The sequence below is a fragment of the Pseudomonas sp. NyZ201 genome (assembly GCF_049860765.1).
GTDB classification, from domain to species: domain Bacteria; phylum Pseudomonadota; class Gammaproteobacteria; order Pseudomonadales; family Pseudomonadaceae; genus Aquipseudomonas; species Aquipseudomonas bharatica.
The window spans coordinates 3,984,998-4,000,997 of sequence record NZ_CP187557.1; the positions used below are offsets into that span (position 1 = coordinate 3,984,998).

Annotated in this window: 16 protein-coding genes; 10 read left to right on the forward strand and 6 right to left on the reverse strand. The window is 66.3% G+C overall.

Annotation, left to right across the window (positions count from 1 at the left end; genetic code table 11):
* The first annotated feature begins 2 nt into the window (after positions 1 to 2).
* The 10 genes from ACPFMA_RS17650 (at position 3) to ACPFMA_RS17695 (ending at position 9,011) form a co-directional block, all read left to right on the forward strand.
* Positions 3 to 923, forward strand: coding sequence for a LysR family transcriptional regulator (locus ACPFMA_RS17650; RefSeq protein ID WP_081263160.1), 921 nt, complete (start codon positions 3 to 5; stop codon positions 921 to 923).
* Between the two features lie 323 nt (positions 924 to 1,246).
* Positions 1,247 to 2,269 carry an aldolase catalytic domain-containing protein gene (locus ACPFMA_RS17655; protein ID WP_425928344.1) on the forward strand — a complete coding sequence of 341 codons (1,023 nt, stop codon included), beginning with the start codon at positions 1,247 to 1,249 and terminating at the stop codon, positions 2,267 to 2,269.
* Positions 2,269 to 3,444, forward strand: coding sequence for an isocitrate/isopropylmalate dehydrogenase family protein (locus ACPFMA_RS17660; RefSeq protein WP_425928345.1), 1,176 nt, complete (start codon positions 2,269 to 2,271; stop codon positions 3,442 to 3,444). Before ACPFMA_RS17655 ends, ACPFMA_RS17660 begins: the two co-directional genes overlap by 1 nt.
* Complete coding sequence (locus tag ACPFMA_RS17665) at positions 3,441 to 4,145, forward strand: RraA family protein (RefSeq protein ID WP_425928346.1); 705 nt, start codon at positions 3,441 to 3,443, stop codon at positions 4,143 to 4,145. Before ACPFMA_RS17660 ends, ACPFMA_RS17665 begins: the two co-directional genes overlap by 4 nt.
* A gap of 42 nt (positions 4,146 to 4,187) precedes the next feature.
* Positions 4,188 to 5,354 carry an LLM class flavin-dependent oxidoreductase gene (locus tag ACPFMA_RS17670; protein ID WP_009404660.1) on the forward strand — a complete coding sequence of 389 codons (1,167 nt, stop codon included), beginning with the start codon at positions 4,188 to 4,190 and terminating at the stop codon, positions 5,352 to 5,354.
* Positions 5,351 to 5,911 carry a flavin reductase family protein gene (locus ACPFMA_RS17675; RefSeq protein WP_064302914.1) on the forward strand — a complete coding sequence of 187 codons (561 nt, stop codon included), beginning with the start codon at positions 5,351 to 5,353 and terminating at the stop codon, positions 5,909 to 5,911. Before ACPFMA_RS17670 ends, ACPFMA_RS17675 begins: the two co-directional genes overlap by 4 nt.
* A 29-nt stretch (positions 5,912 to 5,940) precedes the next feature.
* On the forward strand, positions 5,941 to 6,309 hold the full coding sequence (locus ACPFMA_RS17680; protein ID WP_425928349.1) for an antibiotic biosynthesis monooxygenase: 369 nt from the start codon (positions 5,941 to 5,943) through the stop codon (positions 6,307 to 6,309).
* 55 nt (positions 6,310 to 6,364) lie between these two features.
* On the forward strand, positions 6,365 to 7,354 hold the full coding sequence (locus ACPFMA_RS17685; protein WP_420058416.1) for an NAD(P)H-dependent flavin oxidoreductase: 990 nt from the start codon (positions 6,365 to 6,367) through the stop codon (positions 7,352 to 7,354).
* A 14-nt stretch (positions 7,355 to 7,368) separates the two neighbouring features.
* Entirely contained in the window at positions 7,369 to 8,148 is a 780-nt protein-coding gene (locus tag ACPFMA_RS17690; protein ID WP_425928350.1) for an alpha/beta hydrolase, read from the forward strand.
* Complete coding sequence (locus ACPFMA_RS17695) at positions 8,145 to 9,011, forward strand: DUF6282 family protein (RefSeq protein ID WP_425928351.1); 867 nt, start codon at positions 8,145 to 8,147, stop codon at positions 9,009 to 9,011. Before ACPFMA_RS17690 ends, ACPFMA_RS17695 begins: the two co-directional genes overlap by 4 nt.
* Positions 9,012 to 9,018: 7 nt before the next feature.
* Here the strand turns inward: ACPFMA_RS17695 and ACPFMA_RS17700 are convergent, their stop codons facing one another.
* The 6 genes from ACPFMA_RS17700 to benC form a co-directional block, all read right to left on the reverse strand.
* A complete protein-coding gene (locus tag ACPFMA_RS17700) occupies positions 9,019 to 10,284 on the reverse strand; it encodes an OprD family porin (RefSeq protein ID WP_425928352.1) in 1,266 nt (421 codons plus the stop codon).
* Positions 10,285 to 10,375: 91 nt separating this feature from the next.
* Complete coding sequence (locus ACPFMA_RS17705; protein ID WP_425928353.1) at positions 10,376 to 11,578, reverse strand: benzoate/H(+) symporter BenE family transporter; 1,203 nt, start codon at positions 11,576 to 11,578, stop codon at positions 10,376 to 10,378.
* A gap of 230 nt (positions 11,579 to 11,808) precedes the next feature.
* Positions 11,809 to 12,735 carry a catechol 1,2-dioxygenase gene (catA, locus tag ACPFMA_RS17710; protein ID WP_064302920.1) on the reverse strand — a complete coding sequence of 309 codons (927 nt, stop codon included), beginning with the start codon at positions 12,733 to 12,735 and terminating at the stop codon, positions 11,809 to 11,811.
* Positions 12,736 to 12,776: 41 nt separating this feature from the next.
* Positions 12,777 to 14,105: an MFS transporter gene (locus ACPFMA_RS17715; RefSeq protein WP_064302958.1), complete on the reverse strand. Its 1,329-nt coding sequence runs from the start codon at positions 14,103 to 14,105 to the stop codon at positions 12,777 to 12,779.
* A gap of 50 nt (positions 14,106 to 14,155) precedes the next feature.
* Positions 14,156 to 14,917: a 1,6-dihydroxycyclohexa-2,4-diene-1-carboxylate dehydrogenase gene (locus tag ACPFMA_RS17720; protein WP_009404676.1), complete on the reverse strand. Its 762-nt coding sequence runs from the start codon at positions 14,915 to 14,917 to the stop codon at positions 14,156 to 14,158.
* A 61-nt stretch (positions 14,918 to 14,978) separates the two neighbouring features.
* Entirely contained in the window at positions 14,979 to 15,989 is a 1,011-nt protein-coding gene (benC, locus tag ACPFMA_RS17725) for a benzoate 1,2-dioxygenase electron transfer component BenC (protein ID WP_420058422.1), read from the reverse strand.
* Positions 15,990 to 16,000 lie beyond the last annotated feature (11 nt).

Here is a 16,000-nt window from a genome sequence, read left to right on the forward strand (position 1 = left end):
AAATGGATGTCAGTACCTCTTCGCTCAGCACCGCGCAGCCCATGGATTTTGCCGTGGACAGCACCCAGTTCGACTGGGAGAACCTGCGCTACTTCATTGCCTTTGCCCGCATACGTTCCCTGGCCGCCGCCGCCCGTGTGCTGAATGTCGAGCACGCCACGGTGTCACGGCGCATCGCCGCCCTGGAAAGTGCCTTGAAGATCCGCCTGGTGGACCGTCGCAGCCACCGCTACGAGCTGACCGAAAACGGCGAGCGCATCGCCCAGCTGGGCAACCGCATGCAGGAAACCGCCTGCGCCCTCAGCCGCACGGTGTGCGCCATCCGCACGGAGCGGGTGGCGGACATCACCCTCAGCACCCCGCCGCACCTGGCCACCCACTTCATCGCCCCGCACCTGGGGCGGCTGCGCGAGCAGTGCCCGGACGTCAACGTGCGCATCCTCTCCAGCCTGCGCATGGCGTCCATGGCGCGGCGCGAGGCGGACATCGCCATCAGTGTCGGGCGACCGACCGAGACCGACCTGGTGGTGCGCAAGATCGGCACCCTGGATTTCGGTTTCTTCGCCGCCCCCGCCTACCTGCAGGGCCGCAGCGAAGCGGACTATGAATTCATCGCCCACGACGATGACCAGGAGCCCTCGCCGCAGCGCATCTGGCTGGAGCACGCCGCCGGACAGCGCCCCGTGGTGCTGCGGGTCAAGTCGTTCGACGTACAGGCCGAGGCGGCCAGGGCCGGTGCCGGCATCGCCTTGCTGCCGGTGTTCATGGCCGGTGCCCAGGGTGGCCTGCAGCGGGTGGCGATCGAGGAACGTCCCCTGCACGCGGAACTCTGGCTGGTGGTTCACCGCGATATGCGCACTGCCCCCGGTATCCGCGCAATGATGGACTTCCTTATCGATTGTTTTGCCGCCCACCATGAATAAAGTGGTTTATCGCCGTGCGTTGTGAATTTTTTAACAGCCACTGTTAAAAACAACCTGTTTACATACCCGGCTGTATTGTCCAGTATCCAACCTGGTCAGGCGTATACAACACCGCAAATGCCATGACTTCGCTGTATCACGTTGCTGCCACACTTCCATAATAATAAGCAAAGCGGCCATATGCATATAACGATACCTCTGCCGACGGATCGTTATATGCATTCGGTCGTACACGACATTGCTACTCCTGGTGACCTCGGTTTTATTCGAAGTAAAAGCGGCACACTTGCGTGCCTTCGAAACATGATAAAGGGACTGTGTTCATGAACCAGATAAAGATTATCGATGTCACGCTGCGTGACGGCGGCTACCGCAACAACTTCAACTTCACGGTGGACTACGCCCAGTCCGCCATTTCGCAAATGATCGATGCCGGTATTCCCTATTGTGAAATCGGCTATCGCAACGGCCCCTTCGCCCCCAAGCGCGAACACGGCCTGACCAGCGCGGTGGACGCGCGCTACCTGGAGGCCCTGCAGGCCGCCGCCCAGGGCCGCATCGCCCTGTGCGTCATGGTCCATCCGCATAACGTCGATGCCAGCGACTTCCAGTTGCTGCGCGAGCACGGCGTATCGATGATCCGCGTATGCCTGCGCCGTGACCGCCTGGAGGACGGCCTGGCCACGCTGCGCCTGGCCAAGGCCCATGGCTTCCAGGTCAGCGCCAACATCACCCATGTCACCACCCTCGGCCCCGGGGAAATCTCCGACATGAGCCTGCGGGCGGAAAGCGCCGGGGCAGACGTGCTGGTGTTCGCCGACTCGAATGGCAACATGATCCCGGCCGACGTTGATCGGCTGATCAGCCGCATTTCCAGCCGGGTCCTGATCCCGTTGGGCTTCCATGCCCACAACAACCTGTCCCTGGCCCTTTCCAACGCCATCGCCGCCATGGATGCCGGCGCCGAGTACATCGATGCCTCGGTGTGCGGCATGGGCAAGGGCGCCGGCAACCTGCACCTGGGCGTCTTCGTCGCCTACCTGCACCGTGCCGGGATCCGCAACGACTACGACCTGGCCAGCACCCTGCACCTGTCGCAGCACACCGCCGACACCGTGCCGGCCAGCAGCCTGCCGCTGTCGCTGACCGACCTGATGATGGGCACCTACAACATGCCCTTCGATGTTCAACAACGCCTCGATGAAGTGATCCGCCTGCATAACCCGACTTCAACTTTCCATGCCTTGCAACTTCTTCATGAACAGGACAACAGCAAGGAACAACGGCTGATCAAACCTTTGTCGCGCGTTCAATCAGCGCCCCTTGCCAGCGGAGGAACTGTTTAATGAGCCCGCGCCAGAAAGTTGCAGTATTGCCCGGCGACGGTATCGGCATCGAAGTAACCGAAGCGGTACTTCCGTTATTCGAAGCCCTGGATCTTCCGATTGACCTGCGTTTCGGCGACATCGGCTGGAGTTGCTGGCAGAAGGAAGGAAATTGCATTCCCGACACCACCTGGAAACTGATCGAGTCCAGTGATGCGACCTTATTGGGAGCGATCACCAGCAAACCCCTGCGCGAAGCCGAAGCGGAACTTCCAGAGGCACTTCGCGGCCGTGGCAAAGTGTATGTTTCGCCGGTGATCCAGTTGCGTCAGAAACTTGGCCTGTTCGCCAATGTGCGGCCGGTGACCGATGTGCTGGGCGATAACCGCTACCGCTTCTCGGTGATCCGCGAGAACACCGAGGGCCTGTACGCGGGGCTGGATTTCGCCAGCATTCCCGAGGCCTTCGCGCCGATTCTCGAGGAGCGCGAGCGCAACGGCGCGGCCTGGACCCGCGCCGGGCTGGACGACGCCACCATGACCGTGCGCCTGCAGACCCGCGCCGGGCTGACGCGCCTGTTCCGCTTCGCCTTCGAGCATGCCCGCGAGCAGGGGCATGACCGCGTCACCCTGGCGGACAAACCCAACGTGCTGCGCTACAGCGGCGCGTTCGCCCGCGACATCCTGGAAACGGTCGCGGCGGACTATCCCGACATCGGCTTCGCCATCGACAACGTCGATGCCGTCGCCCTGTGGATGGTGCGCCGCCCCGAGCGCTTCGGCGTGGTGGTGGCGGAAAACATGTTCGGCGACATCCTCTCCGACCTCGGGGCCGGCGTGATGGGCGGCCTGGGCCTGGCGCCCAGCGCCAACATCGGCGCCCAGGGTGCCTATTTCGAGCCGGTGCATGGCAGCGCGCCCGCCTATGCCGGGCAGAACCGGGCCAACCCGAGCGCGATGTTCCTCACCGTCGCCCTGTTGCTCGAACACCTGGGCCATGCCCAGGCCGCCCTGGCGATCCGCAACGCCGTGGCCCAGGTGGCACGCAGCGCCTGCCGCACCTACGACCTGGGCGGCACCGCCAACACCTTCGAGGTAGCAACGGTGATCGTCCGGCAGACCCTCGAATGGGCCGCGAAGCTCGACGCCGGCGCCAGCCGCACCCCGCACACCGTGAACACAGGAGCCCACGCATGAACGCAATCACGTCGCCCGTCCGCCAGGACCCTGCCCTGCTCAAGGCCTGCGAAGCGCTGGATACCGCCAGCCTGTCGGATGCCCTCGACAGCCTGGGTATCTCCGGCGGCCTGGCCGGCCTGCACCAGCAAGTGCCCGGCACCCGCTGCGTCGGCTTTGCCTACACCGTGCTGTACGAACCGGTGCAGGAACGCAGCGGCTTCAGGAACGCCGCCAACTACATCGACGACGTGCCGTCCGATGCGGTCATCGTTTCCAGCAATCCCGGACGCACCGACTGCACCACCTGGGGCGACATCCTCACCCACGTGGCGGTCAGCCGCGGCATCCGCGGCACGCTGATCGACGGCGCGGCGCGGGACATCGACACCGTCCAGCGCCTGGGCTACCCGCTGTTCAGCCGCGCGCGCTTCATGCAGTCGGCGAAGAACCGCGTGCAGCTCAAGGCTGCCCAGGTGCCGGTGCAGGTGTCGGGGGTGACGGTCCACCCGGGCGACCTGGTGGTCTGCGACAGCAGCGGCTGCCTGGTGATCCCCGCCGGCCAGGCCGAAGAGGTGATCCGCCGCGCCCGGGCCGTGGAGCAGACCGAGCGCGACATCATCCAGAGCGTCAACGAAGGCTATTCCCTGGAACAGGCCCGCGCCCTGCACCGCTACGACCAGCCCTGGCTCTCCAGCGGCGAAAAACGCACCGGCGCCTGAGCCGCGAACCCTTCCATATTTCTTGCAGCGAGTACGTACGACATGACCAATGCAACCCCGTCCATCCGCAAGCCAAACCCGGTGCGCGACAGCAAGAACAAGATCAAGCTCGGCGTCTTCGGCTTCAACATCGAAGGCGGCTGCACCCTGACCAGCGCCCCGGAACGCCACCGTGCCGCCGACTGGCAAAGCAACCTGGCGATCGCCACCCTGGCCGACCGCGCCGGCCTCGAACTGCTGCTGCCGGTGGGCCGCTGGCGTGGCTGGGAAGGCGCCAGCAACCCCATGGGCGTTTCCTACGAAACCTACACCTGGGCCGCCGGCCTGGCCTCGGTCACCGAGCAGATCGCGCTGTTCACCACCTCGCACCTGTCAACCGTGCACCCGCTGTTCGCCGCCAAGCAGGCAGCGACCATCGACCATATCAGCGGCGGTCGTTTCGGCCTGAACATGATCTGCGGCTGGTTCGGCCAGGAGATGGGCATGTTCAACGGCCACCAGCGCGACCACGACAAACGCTACGACCACGCCGACGAGTGGATCGAGATCGCCAAGACCGCCTGGCAAGCCAACGGCTACTTCGACTACGAGGGCGAGTTCTTCAACGTCAAGCAAGGCTATTCCGAACCCAAGCCGCTGAACCGGCCGTTCCTGATGAACGCCGGCGGCTCGGCGCGGGGCAAGCAGTTCTGTGCCACCCATTGCGATGCCGCGTTCCTGATCCTCAAGCACGAGGACGATGACGACACCATCCGCGCGCAGATCCAGGGCTACCGCGACCTCGCCCGCGAGCAGGGCCGCGACCTGCAGATCTGGGTGTACGCCTATGTGGTCCACGAGGACACCCTGGAGCAGGCCCATGAGCAACTCGACTACTACGTCACCCGGCATGGCGACGACGCTGCGCTGGACAACGTGACCCGCGAGATCGGCGTGCAGAGCGGCATGTTCAAGGACGAAGAGGACGCCGAGCGCTTCCGCTTCCATTTCAAGGCAGGCTTTGCCGGCGTACCGCTGGTGGGTACCGCGCCGATGATCGTCGAGCAGATGCAACGCTGGTCCGACCTGGGCGTGGACGGCATCAACCTGACCTGGCTGGACTACCAGCGCGGCCTGCAACGTTTCGTCAAGGAAGTCCTGCCGCTGATGGAACAGGCCGGACAGCGCGCCCCGTACAAACCGGGCCGGATCATGGAGGCGGTGGCATGAGCGGATACCCACAGGCCCAGGCCGTTGCCGGTGCGCTCGCGCACCTGCCGGTCGACGGCGAGGACGATGCCCTCGAACTCGCCGATCGCTTCAAGAGCGCCATGCGCCGGCTGACCTCGAGCGTGGCGATCATCGCCAGCCGCGACGGCGACGACCCGGTGGGCATGGTCGCCACGGCGGTGGTCTCGGTCAGCACCACGCCGCCGGCGCTGCTGATCTGTGTCAACCGCTCGGCCAGCCTGCACAGCCCGCTGACCCTCTCCGGGCGCTTCAGCGTCAACCTGCTGAGCGCCCGCCACAGCCATCTGGTGCCGGTGTTCGCCGGCCAGGTCAAGGGCCCGGAGCGCTTCACCCACGGCCACTGGGAAGACATCCAGGGCCTGCCCTGCCTGGCGGACGCGCAATCGAGCCTGGTCTGCACCCTGGACCGACGCGTCGACTATGGCTCCCACGACGTGATCATCGGCCGCGTCGACGAAGTGCGCTTCGCAGAATCCATCAACCCCCTGCTTTGGGAAAACGGCAGCCCGGCGATCTCCGCCCGGCTGGCGCAATGAACCTTCACACCTCTCAAGGAGCGACACCCATGACCCAGATCGAACAGTTCCAGGCCCCGCAACCGGGCGAAGACCAGGCCATCTTCCTGGTGAACGTGGTGCACGTGAACCCGGGCCAGCAGGATGCTGCCCTGCAGGTACTGCGCGACACCGTGCAGTACGTGGCACGCACCTACCCGGCCTTCCAGTGGAGCCGGCTGTACAAAAGCACCGACGGCAAGACCGTGATCAACCAGGCGCAATGGAGCAGCCAGGACGCCTTCGACTCGCTGTTCCACGACAATGAGTTCCTGTCCCGCTACAACGGCCTGAAGAACACCGGCACCTGGGAGTTCCACCTCTACCACGTCAGCGACTACATCCCGCAGGCGCTGACCGTGGCTGCCCTCGCCGAGTGACGGACCGACCCGGGCGGCAGGCGCGGCCTGCCGCCACCCCAACAGGAGCGTTGACATGACTGATCTCGATACCCGTCTTACCCGAAGCCTGAACATCCGCAACCCGATCGTCCTCGCGCCCATGGGCGGCGCCTCCGGGGCCAGACTGGCCAGCGCGGTGTCGCGGGCCGGCGGCCTGGGCCTGGTCGGTGCCAGCTACGGCGACGAACAATGGATGCGCACCGAACTGGCCCCCATGCGCGAACTGGAACAGCCCTGGGGCGTCGGCCTGGTGATGTTCACCGTGGCCCGCAACATGGCCCTGCTGGACCTGGCCCTGGACTATCGCCCCGACGTCGTCGCGCTGTCGTTCGGCAACCCGGCCGACTTCATCCCTACCATCCACCGCGGCGGCGCCAAGGCCATCGTGCAGATCCACGAACTGGACCAGGCCCGCGCCGCCGTGGATGCCGGCGCCGACGCACTGATCGTGCAAGGCGCCGAAGCCGGTGGACACAGCCTGCGCCGCGGCCTGCTGCCGTTGCTGCCCGCGGTGCAGGACCTGGTCGGCGACCGGGTACCCTTGATCGCCGCCGGCGGCATCGCCGATGGCCGTGGCGTGGCCGCGGCCCTGGTGCTGGGCGCCGATGGCGTGATGCTGGGCACCCGTTTCCTGGCCTCCGAGGAAGCCCTGCCTTCGGAGGCCTTCAAGCGCCGGCTGATCGAGTCCGCCACCTCCGACACCGTGCGCACGCGGATCTTCGACCGCGTGCGCGGCATCGAGTGGCCCGAGCAGTACAGCGGCCGGGCCATCGCCAACCGCTTCTCGGACGCCTGGCTGGGCCGTGACGACGCACTGGCCGAAGCGCCGGAGTCGGTACGCCAGGACTATGCCCGGGCCGTCCTCGCCGACGACCTCGAACAGCGGGTGATCTGGGCCGGCGAAGTGCTGGACCTGGTCGGCGACATCAAGCCCGCGCGGCAGATCGTCAGCGACCTGCTGGAAGACACCACCCGCATCCTGCGCAACGGTCAGCGACTGTTGGCGCTGGACAAGATCGCCTGAGCGCGGAGGCCATGATGACGCAACGCTCAACCGCTACACGCCGGCAATGGGGCGATGGCAGCCTGCTGGCAGTGGTCATGTCGCCGGTCATGCCAGTGTGGGATGAAGGCCGGTTCTTCGAGCCGATGATCGCCCCGCTGGTCAAGGCCGGCTACCGGGTACTGGTGTTCGACACCCTGTCGCTGCTGGACGACGCGGACGAATCGCTGCCGGCGTTCGCCCAACGCTGGCACGCGGAACTGACGACGCTGGGGCACATCGACCTGCTCGCCGGCTCGGCCCTGGGCGGCGCGCTGGTGCAGAGCCTGCTCGGCCTGCCCATCGGCCAGCAGATCGGCAAGGTGCTGCTGCTGTCCTCGCCCGCGCTGGCCGACGGTATCCTCGACGGCCGCCTCGGGCGGATGGCCGACCTGGCCCAGCTCGGTGAGCTCGAGCGGGCCCTGCAACTGCTCGATGAATGGGTGCAGCCGGCCTCGCGGATACAACCCAGCGGGCCGATCGAGATCGATCCGGTCAGTGCCGCGCTGCAGGCCCGACGCCTGCACCTGGGCTTCCGCCTGCTCAACCGCCTCGATGTGCGCCAGGCCAGCGAAGCCTTCGGCGGCAGCTTGCTGACGGTCTACGGCGAGCAATCGCAACTGGTACGCAGCATCAACGTGCACACCCATGCGCGGGCGCGCCAGCATCGCCTGGCCATTCCCGGTGGCGGCATGCGCCCGCTGCTCGATGCGCCGGGGCTGGTCCTGCGCAGCGTGCGCGAGCACCTGGGCATCGACCTGGAGGTGGCCGCATGAATCCCACGCCAAGCCTGCTCGACGCCGAATTCATCGATGTGCACTATCACGCCGGCCCCGACGCCTTTGTCCGGCGTCACGGGGTGATCGAGGCCGGTCGGCGCTACGCCGCGCTGAACGGCTGGGTGGTGTTGAAGAATCACCTGGGCTGCACCGCCGCCCAGGCCTGGGAAGCCCGCCAGGAGGGTTTGCCGGTGTCCGGCTCGGTGGTGCTCAACGAGATTGCCGGCGGCATCGACTTCCGTGTCGTCCAGCGTTCGCTCTGCCAGCACGGCGACAGCGACGCCCGGCTGATCGTGCACCTGCCGACCGTCACCGGCCGCGCCCACACTTCGCGGCTCAAGCGCAACAGCGCGCACTGGATCCTCGACGAGCATCCGATCAAGCCGCTCACCGTCAGCCACGAAGGCCGCCTCAACGCGCAGACCCTGGACGTGCTGCGCATGGCCCGGGACTACCCCATCGTCATTTCCAGCGGCCATGCCGACGCCCATGAGGTGCGCCTGCTGATCGAGGCGGCGCAGCAACTGGAGGTACCCCGGCTGATGCTCAACCAGCCGGCCAACCCGCTCACCGGCCTCGATGCCGAGGCCCTGCTGGAGCTGGCCCGGGCGCCCATGGTGTACACCGAGCAGACCGCCCTCACCTACCTGCTCGGCTACCAGGGCTGGGATGACTTCGCCAGGGTGCTGCGCGAAGTGCCCCGCGCGCTCTACAGCTCCGACCTGGGCCAGACCTCGCAGCCGGACATCGAGCAATGGCAGGTGGACAGCCTGCTGTGGTTCGAGCGCATGGGGCTCGATCGCGAGCGGGCGTTGCAGGTCGGTCGCGGGCATGCCCGGGAGATGCTGAAGCTGGCGTAGCCTGCCTTCAGAGCAACTTCCAGGTGTAGGTCAGGATCAGCCGGTTCTCGTCGATGTCGCTGCGGTAGTTGGAACGGGCCACGGCATTGCGCACGCGAATGCCGAGGCCCCCCAGCACGCCGCTCTGCACCACATAGGCGATATCCAGGTCGCGCTCGCGGTCCTTACCTTCGAAACCGCGCCCGGTATCGACGTTGTCGCCAGTGATATAGCGCACCCCGGCAGTCAGGCCGGGAACGCCCATGGCGGCAAAGTCGTAGTCGTAGCGCGCCTGCCAGGAACGCTCGTCGGTGTAGGCGAACTCGTAGGTCGGCACTTCGTTGCCCAGCGGGGTGATGTTGGCGAATACCCGCGGGAACGGGCTGTCGCCGTACATGGCCTGGTAGCCGATGTAGAAGGTATGGCCGCCGCGCTTGGCCGAGAGCAGCGAGAACAGCGCCTGGTTGTCGATGTTGCCGAGCAGCGCATCGCCGTCTTCGCGCGCCGTGTAATAACCGAGGTTGGCGCCCAGCACCCAGTCGCCCAGCGGCTGCGAATGCTTGAGGCCGAGGAAACCCTGCTCATAGATGTCTTCGAGCTGGCCGTACCACAGGCTCGCCGTGGTGCGGTTGCCGTTGAAGGCGTAGTCGGCACCGGCAAAGTTGAACCCATCGCTTTGCGCCTGGCGCTGCGGCACGTGGCCGAGCATGGCGGACATCTTGCCGTCGCCGCTTTCATTGCGCAGGTGGGTGGACGTGAGGTGGCCGGCCTGCAAGGTCAGCCCGTCGATTTCCGCCGAGCTGACGGCCACGCCCTGGTAGGTCGGCGGCAACAGGCGGATATCGCTGAAGGCCAGCACCGGCAGGTTGGGCTGCAGCTCGCCGAACTTCAGCTCGGTCTTCGACAGCCGCGCCTTGAGGGTCAGGCCAAGGCGGCTGTAGTTGTCGGCCGCCTCGCCGTCTTCCTGCACCGGCAGCAGGCCGGTGTTGGCGCGGTCCGGGCTGCTGTCGAGCTTGACCCCGAGCAGGCCGATGGCATCCACGCCGAAGCCGACGGTGCCCGGGGTGTAGCCGGACTTGAAGCTGAGGATGAAGCCCTGGGCCCATTCCTCGGCCTTCGACTGCCGGTTGGCCCCGACGATGTCGGAGAAGTCGCGGCTGAAGTAGTAGTTGCGGGTGGTCAGGGTGGCGGTGGAATCCTTGAAGAAGTCCGCCTCGGCCGCCATCAGCGACGGGCTGGCAACGGCCAGGCCAAGCGGCAGCATGACTCGGATAGCGCAAGGTGCATGTTTCATCGGGAAGCTCTCTGATCTTGTTTTTATTGGGGGTGCAGCTTTCCAGGCGGCGGTCCGGTGAGGCCGCTGCCGTTGGTGTGGAACGGGTGGATCAGTGGCTGCGGCGCAAGGCAGCCTCGCGGCTGGATGGACGCCGCAGCGCCAGCAGGAAGTGGGTCGCCAGGCCGAACAGCAGGCCCCAGAACGCCGCCGACAGCCCAAGGAATGACACACCCGACGCGGTGACCAGGAAGGTGAACAACCCGGCATCGCGCTCCTTGGGTTCGGCCAGGCTGCGGGCCAGGGCCTCGCTGATGGCGCCATACAGCGCCAGCCCCGCCAGCGCCGCGATCAACTCTGCCGGAAAGGCAGCGAACAGCGAGACCAGGGTCGCCCCGGCAATGCCGAACAGCAGGTACAGCGCACAGCCGGACAAGGCCGCGATATAGCGCCGGCGCGGGTCGTCATGGGCCTCGCGCCCGGTGCACAGGCTGGCGGTGACGGCGGCCAGGTTCAGCCCATGGCAACCGAACGGCGCCAGCACGCCGCCCACCAGCGCACTGCTGCTGATGATCGGGCTGGCCGGGGTCTGGTAGCCGGCGTTGCGCAACACCGCCATGCCCGGCATGAACTGCCCGGTCAGCGACACCAGCACCAGCGGCAGCGCCAGGTTGAGCACGGCCGACAGGCTGAATTGCGGGGCGATCCACTGCGGCGTGGCGACATCGAAGACCAGCGCCTCGCTATGGAAATGCCCGCCGGACAGGGTAATGCCGACGCCCACCAGCAATACCGCCGCCACCGAGTAGCGCGGCCACAGCCGGCGCATCGTCACGTAGGTGACGAACATCCCCAGCACCAGCGCCGGTTGCGCCGGCAGGGCCTTGAACACCTCGATGCCGAAGCTGAACAGGATGCCCGCCTGCATCCCGGCGGCAATCGAGCCCGGCAGGCGGGCGATAAGGCGGTCGAAGGCACCGCTCAGGCCGATCGCCAGCAACACCAGGTTGGTCACCAGGTAGGCGCCGATGGCCTGGTTCAGGCCGATCTGCGGCAAGGCGGTGACCAGCAACGCCGAACCCGGGATCGACCAGGCGATCACCACCGGCACCCGGTAGCGCAGGCTGAGCACGGCGCCGAGCACGGCGCTGCCGACGGAAATCGCCCAGACCCAGGACGACAGCAACTCCTGGGACAACCCCGCGCTTTGCGCCGCGTGGAACACCAGCACCAGCGGGCCGGCGTAGGAGATCAGCGTGGCGATCATCCCGGCCACCAGGGCGGATAGCGAACAATCCTTGAAAAGGTCTTTCATGGGACCTCACTTGGGCCATTTTTGGGGCTGCTACGGGTACCTTGTGGGAGTACGCCCAGCCTTTCAGGCTGCGCTGTCGCGCAGAGAACAGTTCCAAAGCACGACGCGTACCCTGTGGGAGCGGGTTCATCGGAGCGCCGAACCGCCGCGATTGCTATGGTGAATTCACTACTGCAATCGCGGCGGTTCGGCGCTCCGATGAACCCGCTCCCACAGGTATCGCGCTCGGTTCAGGCTTCCTGCAGGGCACGAGGACGCTTGCTGCGTACCTCGGCAGCCGCATCCGGCGCGGCTTGCAGCTGGAAGTCGAAGCTCAGTTCGGCATAACGCCCCGGTACGCCACGGGCGCCGTCCTCGTGGAAGCGCACCTCGCCCACCAGGCCCTCGCGGGTGGCATAGGCGAAGTCGTCCCACAGGTATTGGTCGCCGGACAGGTTGATCTGGGTGGTCAGGTGGCGATAACCCGGGGCCGAGATAAAGAAGTGCACATGGGCCGGACGCTGGCCGTGGCGGCCGAGCTGGTCCAGGCATTCCTGGGTCGGGCCCTGGGGGTCGCAGCCGTAGCCGGAGGGCACGATGCTGCGGGCACGATAGCGGCCTTCGGCGTCGGTGACGATACGGCGGCGCAGGTTGTACTCGGACTGGCCCGGGTCGAAGAACGAATAGGTGCCCCGGGTGTTGGCATGCCACAGGTCGACGATGGCGCCGGCCACCGGCTTGCCGTGCGGGTCGAGCACCTGGCCGTCGAGGAACATCGGCACGGCAACGCCCTCCTCGCTGCCATCGTCCATGCGCGTCTCGCCCTCGGCGATCGGCGCACCGGCCACGTACAGCGGGCCTTCGATGGTGCGCGGGGTGCCGCCGGTCAGGCCGGCGTGGGCGTCCTTGGCATCCTGCAGCAGGTCGAGGAAGTGCTCGATACCCAGGCCCGCCACCAGCAGGCCGGCTTCATTGCGCCCGCCAAGACGGTTGAGGTAATCGACGCTCTTCCAGAACTCGTCCTCGGTGATCTCCAGGTCCTCGACGATCCGCGCCACGTCCTGCAGCACCCGCAGCATGATGCGTTTCAGGCGCGGGCTGCCCTCGTCGTTACCCAGGCCGGCGGCCTCTTCGAAGAACTTCTGTACCTCGGCAGTGTGGGAAATCTTCACGGTCATGCTGTTCACCTCTTGTTATCGATGGGTATCGCGGGGTGCCTTCACACCGCCGGGGCAGCCGCCAGGGCCTGGCGTTTGCCGCTGAGCACATGGATGGTCATGGCCAGGGCGGCGACCGCGCCGGGAATGGCGAAGGCAATGAAATTCAGTTGCAGCGGCAGGTTGATGCCCATCAGCGCGCCGCCCAGCAGCGGGCCGACGATGGCGCCGTTACGGCCGATGCCCGAGGCCCAGCCCAGGCCGGTGGAGCGGATCGACAGGCCGTAGAGCTGGGCGGCGCCGGCGTACAGGAGGATCTGGGTGCCGATGGTGGTGGCGCCGGCGATGAAGATCAGCAGGTAGAGCACCGGCATCGGGCTGTTGACCCCGAGCAGGCTGATCGAAGCCGCCGCCGCGAGGAAGAAGGCGATCTTGACCTTGACCAGGTTGTAGCGGTCGCCCAGCCAGCCACCAAGAATGGCCCCGGCCATGCCGCCGAAGTTCAGCGCCAGCAGGAACGACAGGCTCGACCCCAGGCTGTAGCCGGCGCTGGCCATCAGTTTCGGCAGCCAGGAACTCAGGGCGTAGACCATCAGCAGGCAGCAGAAGAACGCCACCCACACCGACAGGGTGCGCACCGCCAGGCCGCCACGGAACAGTTCCAGAACCGAGACGCCCTTGCCCTTGTTGTCGTGGGCCTGCAGCACATCTTCGGCCTGCGGATCACACGCCGGATCAAGGCGCTTGAGCAGGGCCCTGGCCTGTTCGAACCGCCCCTGGCGTACCAGGAAACCGATCGACTCCGGCAGGTAGTAAAGGATCACCGGCAACAGCAACAACGGGATGGCCGCAGCGAAGAACATCGACTCCCAGCCGAAGCGCGGCAGCATGTAGATGCCGATCCCGGCCGAGAGCATGCCGCCCACCGAGTAGCCGCTGAACATGATCGCCACCAGGGTGCTGCGCAGGCGCTTGGGCGCATATTCGTTCATCAGCGCCACGGCATTGGGCATCAGGCCACCGCAGCCGAGGCCGGCGAAGAAGCGATAGATGCCGAACTCGCTGGGGCTGCTGGCAAAGCCGTTGAGCAGGGTCGCGGTGGAGAACAGGGCGAAGCAGATGGCAATGCCCTTCTTGCGCCCGATCCTGTCGGCCAGGCTGCCAAAGGCCAGGGCGCCGAACATCATGCCGAACAAGGCGTAGCTGCCGAGGGCACCGGCCTGCAACGGGGTCAGGCCCCACTCCTTCATCAATACCGGCAGGACCACGCCATAGATGAACAGGTCGTAGCCGTCGAAGATCAGCAGCAGCGCGCACCAGCACATCACCATCCAGTGAAAGCGGGTAAAGGGCGCCTGGTCGATGACCTGGTGAACGTCGATTTTTCGCATGGCATCCATCTCTTGTTTTTGTTGTTGTAGAAACCGTGTCGGCGCAGGGGTCAACCGAGGTCGCCTCCGCCTACGGGGAGAATCGTTCCGGTGATATAGGAGGCTTCGTCGGAGGCCAGGAAGAGGATCGCGCCGACCTGTTCGTCGAGGGTGCCGTAGCGCTTCATCAAGCTGCTGTCGATCGTCTGGTCGACGATCTGCCGGTACCAGCCCTGCTCCTGCTCGCTCTGCTGCGCGGCGTTGCGCGGAATGCGCCGTGGCGGCGCCTCGGTGCCGCCGGGGGCGGTGGCGTTGACGCGAATGCCGCGTCCGGCGTTCTCGAAGGCCAGGCAGGCGGTCAGGGCATTCACCCCGCCCTTGGCCGCGCCGTAGGGCACGCGGTTGACCCCGCGGGTGGCGATGGACGAGACATTGACGATCGCCCCCCTGCCCTGCTCCAGCATGTACGGCAACGCCGCATGGCAGCACCACAAGGTGGGGAACAGCGAGCGGCGCACTTCGGCTTCGATCTCGTGCGCCTGGTAATGCTCGAACGGCTTGGCCCAGATGGTCCCGCCGACGTTGTTGACGAGCACGTCGAGACGGCCGAAGCGTTCGACCGCCGCTGCCATCACCCGCTGGCAATCGGCGTAGTGTTCCAGGTCGGCGGTCAGGGCCAGCAAGGTCTCGCCCTGTTCCAGCTCGAACACCAGCTCGGAGCGGTCCACGGCGATCACCCGGGCGCCCTCGGCCAGCAGGCGCTCGACCACGCGGCGGCCGATGCCCTGGGCGGCGCCGGTCACCAGCGCGATCTTGTCGTCGAATCTGTTCATTGCGACCTCGAATAAAAGGGGGTCACCCCGCCCGCACGACAGGGCAACCCCATAAAAGGGTTCAGACGGCGGCGGCGAACTTCTCGTAGTAGAAGTTGGCCGGATGGATGTCCTGCTCGCGCAGGTACTGGCTGACCGCCTCGACCATCGGCGGCGGGCCGCACAGGTACACATCGACATCGCCGTCGTTCAGGTGCGCCGGGGCGATGTGCTGGGTGACATAGCCCTTGTTCGGGTACTGGCTGCCGGGGTTGGCGACACAGGCGCTGAAGGTGAAGTTGGGAATCTGCACGGTGAACTGCTCCAGGCGCTCCAGCTCCACCAGGTCGAAGTCGTTGGTGACCCCGTAGATCAGGTGCAGTGGGTAGTCGCTGCCCTGCACGGCGATCTTCTCCAGCATCGCGGTGAACGGCGCCAGGCCGGTGCCGCCGGCCAGCAGCAACAGCGGGCGCTTGACCTCGCGCAGGTAGAAACTGCCCAGCGGGCCGCTCAGGGTCATGCTGTCGCCGGCCTTGGCCAGGCCGCTGAGGAAGCTGCTCATCAGCCCGCCCGGTACGTTGCGGATCAGGAAGCTGACCTCGCCATCCTTCTGCAGCGAGCTGAAGGAATAGGCGCGGCTCTGCTCGCTGCCCGGCACCTTGAGGTTGACGTACTGACCCGGCAGGAAGGCCAGGCGCGACAGCGACTCGTCCTTGATCGACAAGGCGATGGTGCTTTCGGACAACTGGCGTACCTGGCTGATGGCGGCCTCGTAGCTGGCCTGCTGGGTCTTGCAGACCTGGGACGACGCCGGCACCCGCACGACGCAGTCGCTTTCGGCGCGCATCTGGCAGGTCAGCACGTAGCCCTGGGCCAGCTCGTCGGCGCTGAGGGCATCTTCGATGAAGTTGTCGCCCATGTCGTAGCGGCCGGCTTCGGCGAAGCACTTGCAGGTGCCACAGGCGCCGTCGCGGCAGTCCAGCGGGATGTTGATGCCCTGGCGATAGGCGGCGTCGGCCACGGTTTCACTGGCGGTGGCGTCGATGAAGCGGGTCACCCCGTCTTCGAAATTGAGCGCGATCTGGAAGCTCATGCTGCACCTCG

Bases quoted from the DNA above. Each gene is read 5' to 3' on its own strand.
- ACPFMA_RS17650 (WP_081263160.1), top strand. From the start codon at position 3: ATGGATGTCAGTACCTCTTCGCTCAGCACCGCGCAGCCCATGGATTTT.
- ACPFMA_RS17655 (WP_425928344.1), top strand. From the start codon at position 1,247: ATGAACCAGATAAAGATTATCGATGTCACGCTGCGTGACGGCGGCTAC.
- ACPFMA_RS17660 (WP_425928345.1), top strand. From the start codon at position 2,269: ATGAGCCCGCGCCAGAAAGTTGCAGTATTGCCCGGCGACGGTATCGGC.
- ACPFMA_RS17665 (WP_425928346.1), top strand. From the start codon at position 3,441: ATGAACGCAATCACGTCGCCCGTCCGCCAGGACCCTGCCCTGCTCAAG.
- ACPFMA_RS17670 (WP_009404660.1), top strand. From the start codon at position 4,188: ATGACCAATGCAACCCCGTCCATCCGCAAGCCAAACCCGGTGCGCGAC.
- ACPFMA_RS17675 (WP_064302914.1), top strand. From the start codon at position 5,351: ATGAGCGGATACCCACAGGCCCAGGCCGTTGCCGGTGCGCTCGCGCAC.
- ACPFMA_RS17680 (WP_425928349.1), top strand. From the start codon at position 5,941: ATGACCCAGATCGAACAGTTCCAGGCCCCGCAACCGGGCGAAGACCAG.
- ACPFMA_RS17685 (WP_420058416.1), top strand. From the start codon at position 6,365: ATGACTGATCTCGATACCCGTCTTACCCGAAGCCTGAACATCCGCAAC.
- ACPFMA_RS17690 (WP_425928350.1), top strand. From the start codon at position 7,369: ATGACGCAACGCTCAACCGCTACACGCCGGCAATGGGGCGATGGCAGC.
- ACPFMA_RS17695 (WP_425928351.1), top strand. From the start codon at position 8,145: ATGAATCCCACGCCAAGCCTGCTCGACGCCGAATTCATCGATGTGCAC.
- ACPFMA_RS17700 (WP_425928352.1), bottom strand. From the start codon at position 10,284: ATGAAACATGCACCTTGCGCTATCCGAGTCATGCTGCCGCTTGGCCTG.
- ACPFMA_RS17705 (WP_425928353.1), bottom strand. From the start codon at position 11,578: ATGAAAGACCTTTTCAAGGATTGTTCGCTATCCGCCCTGGTGGCCGGG.
- catA (WP_064302920.1), bottom strand. From the start codon at position 12,735: ATGACCGTGAAGATTTCCCACACTGCCGAGGTACAGAAGTTCTTCGAA.
- ACPFMA_RS17715 (WP_064302958.1), bottom strand. From the start codon at position 14,105: ATGCGAAAAATCGACGTTCACCAGGTCATCGACCAGGCGCCCTTTACC.
- ACPFMA_RS17720 (WP_009404676.1), bottom strand. From the start codon at position 14,917: ATGAACAGATTCGACGACAAGATCGCGCTGGTGACCGGCGCCGCCCAG.
- benC (WP_420058422.1), bottom strand. From the start codon at position 15,989: ATGAGCTTCCAGATCGCGCTCAATTTCGAAGACGGGGTGACCCGCTTC.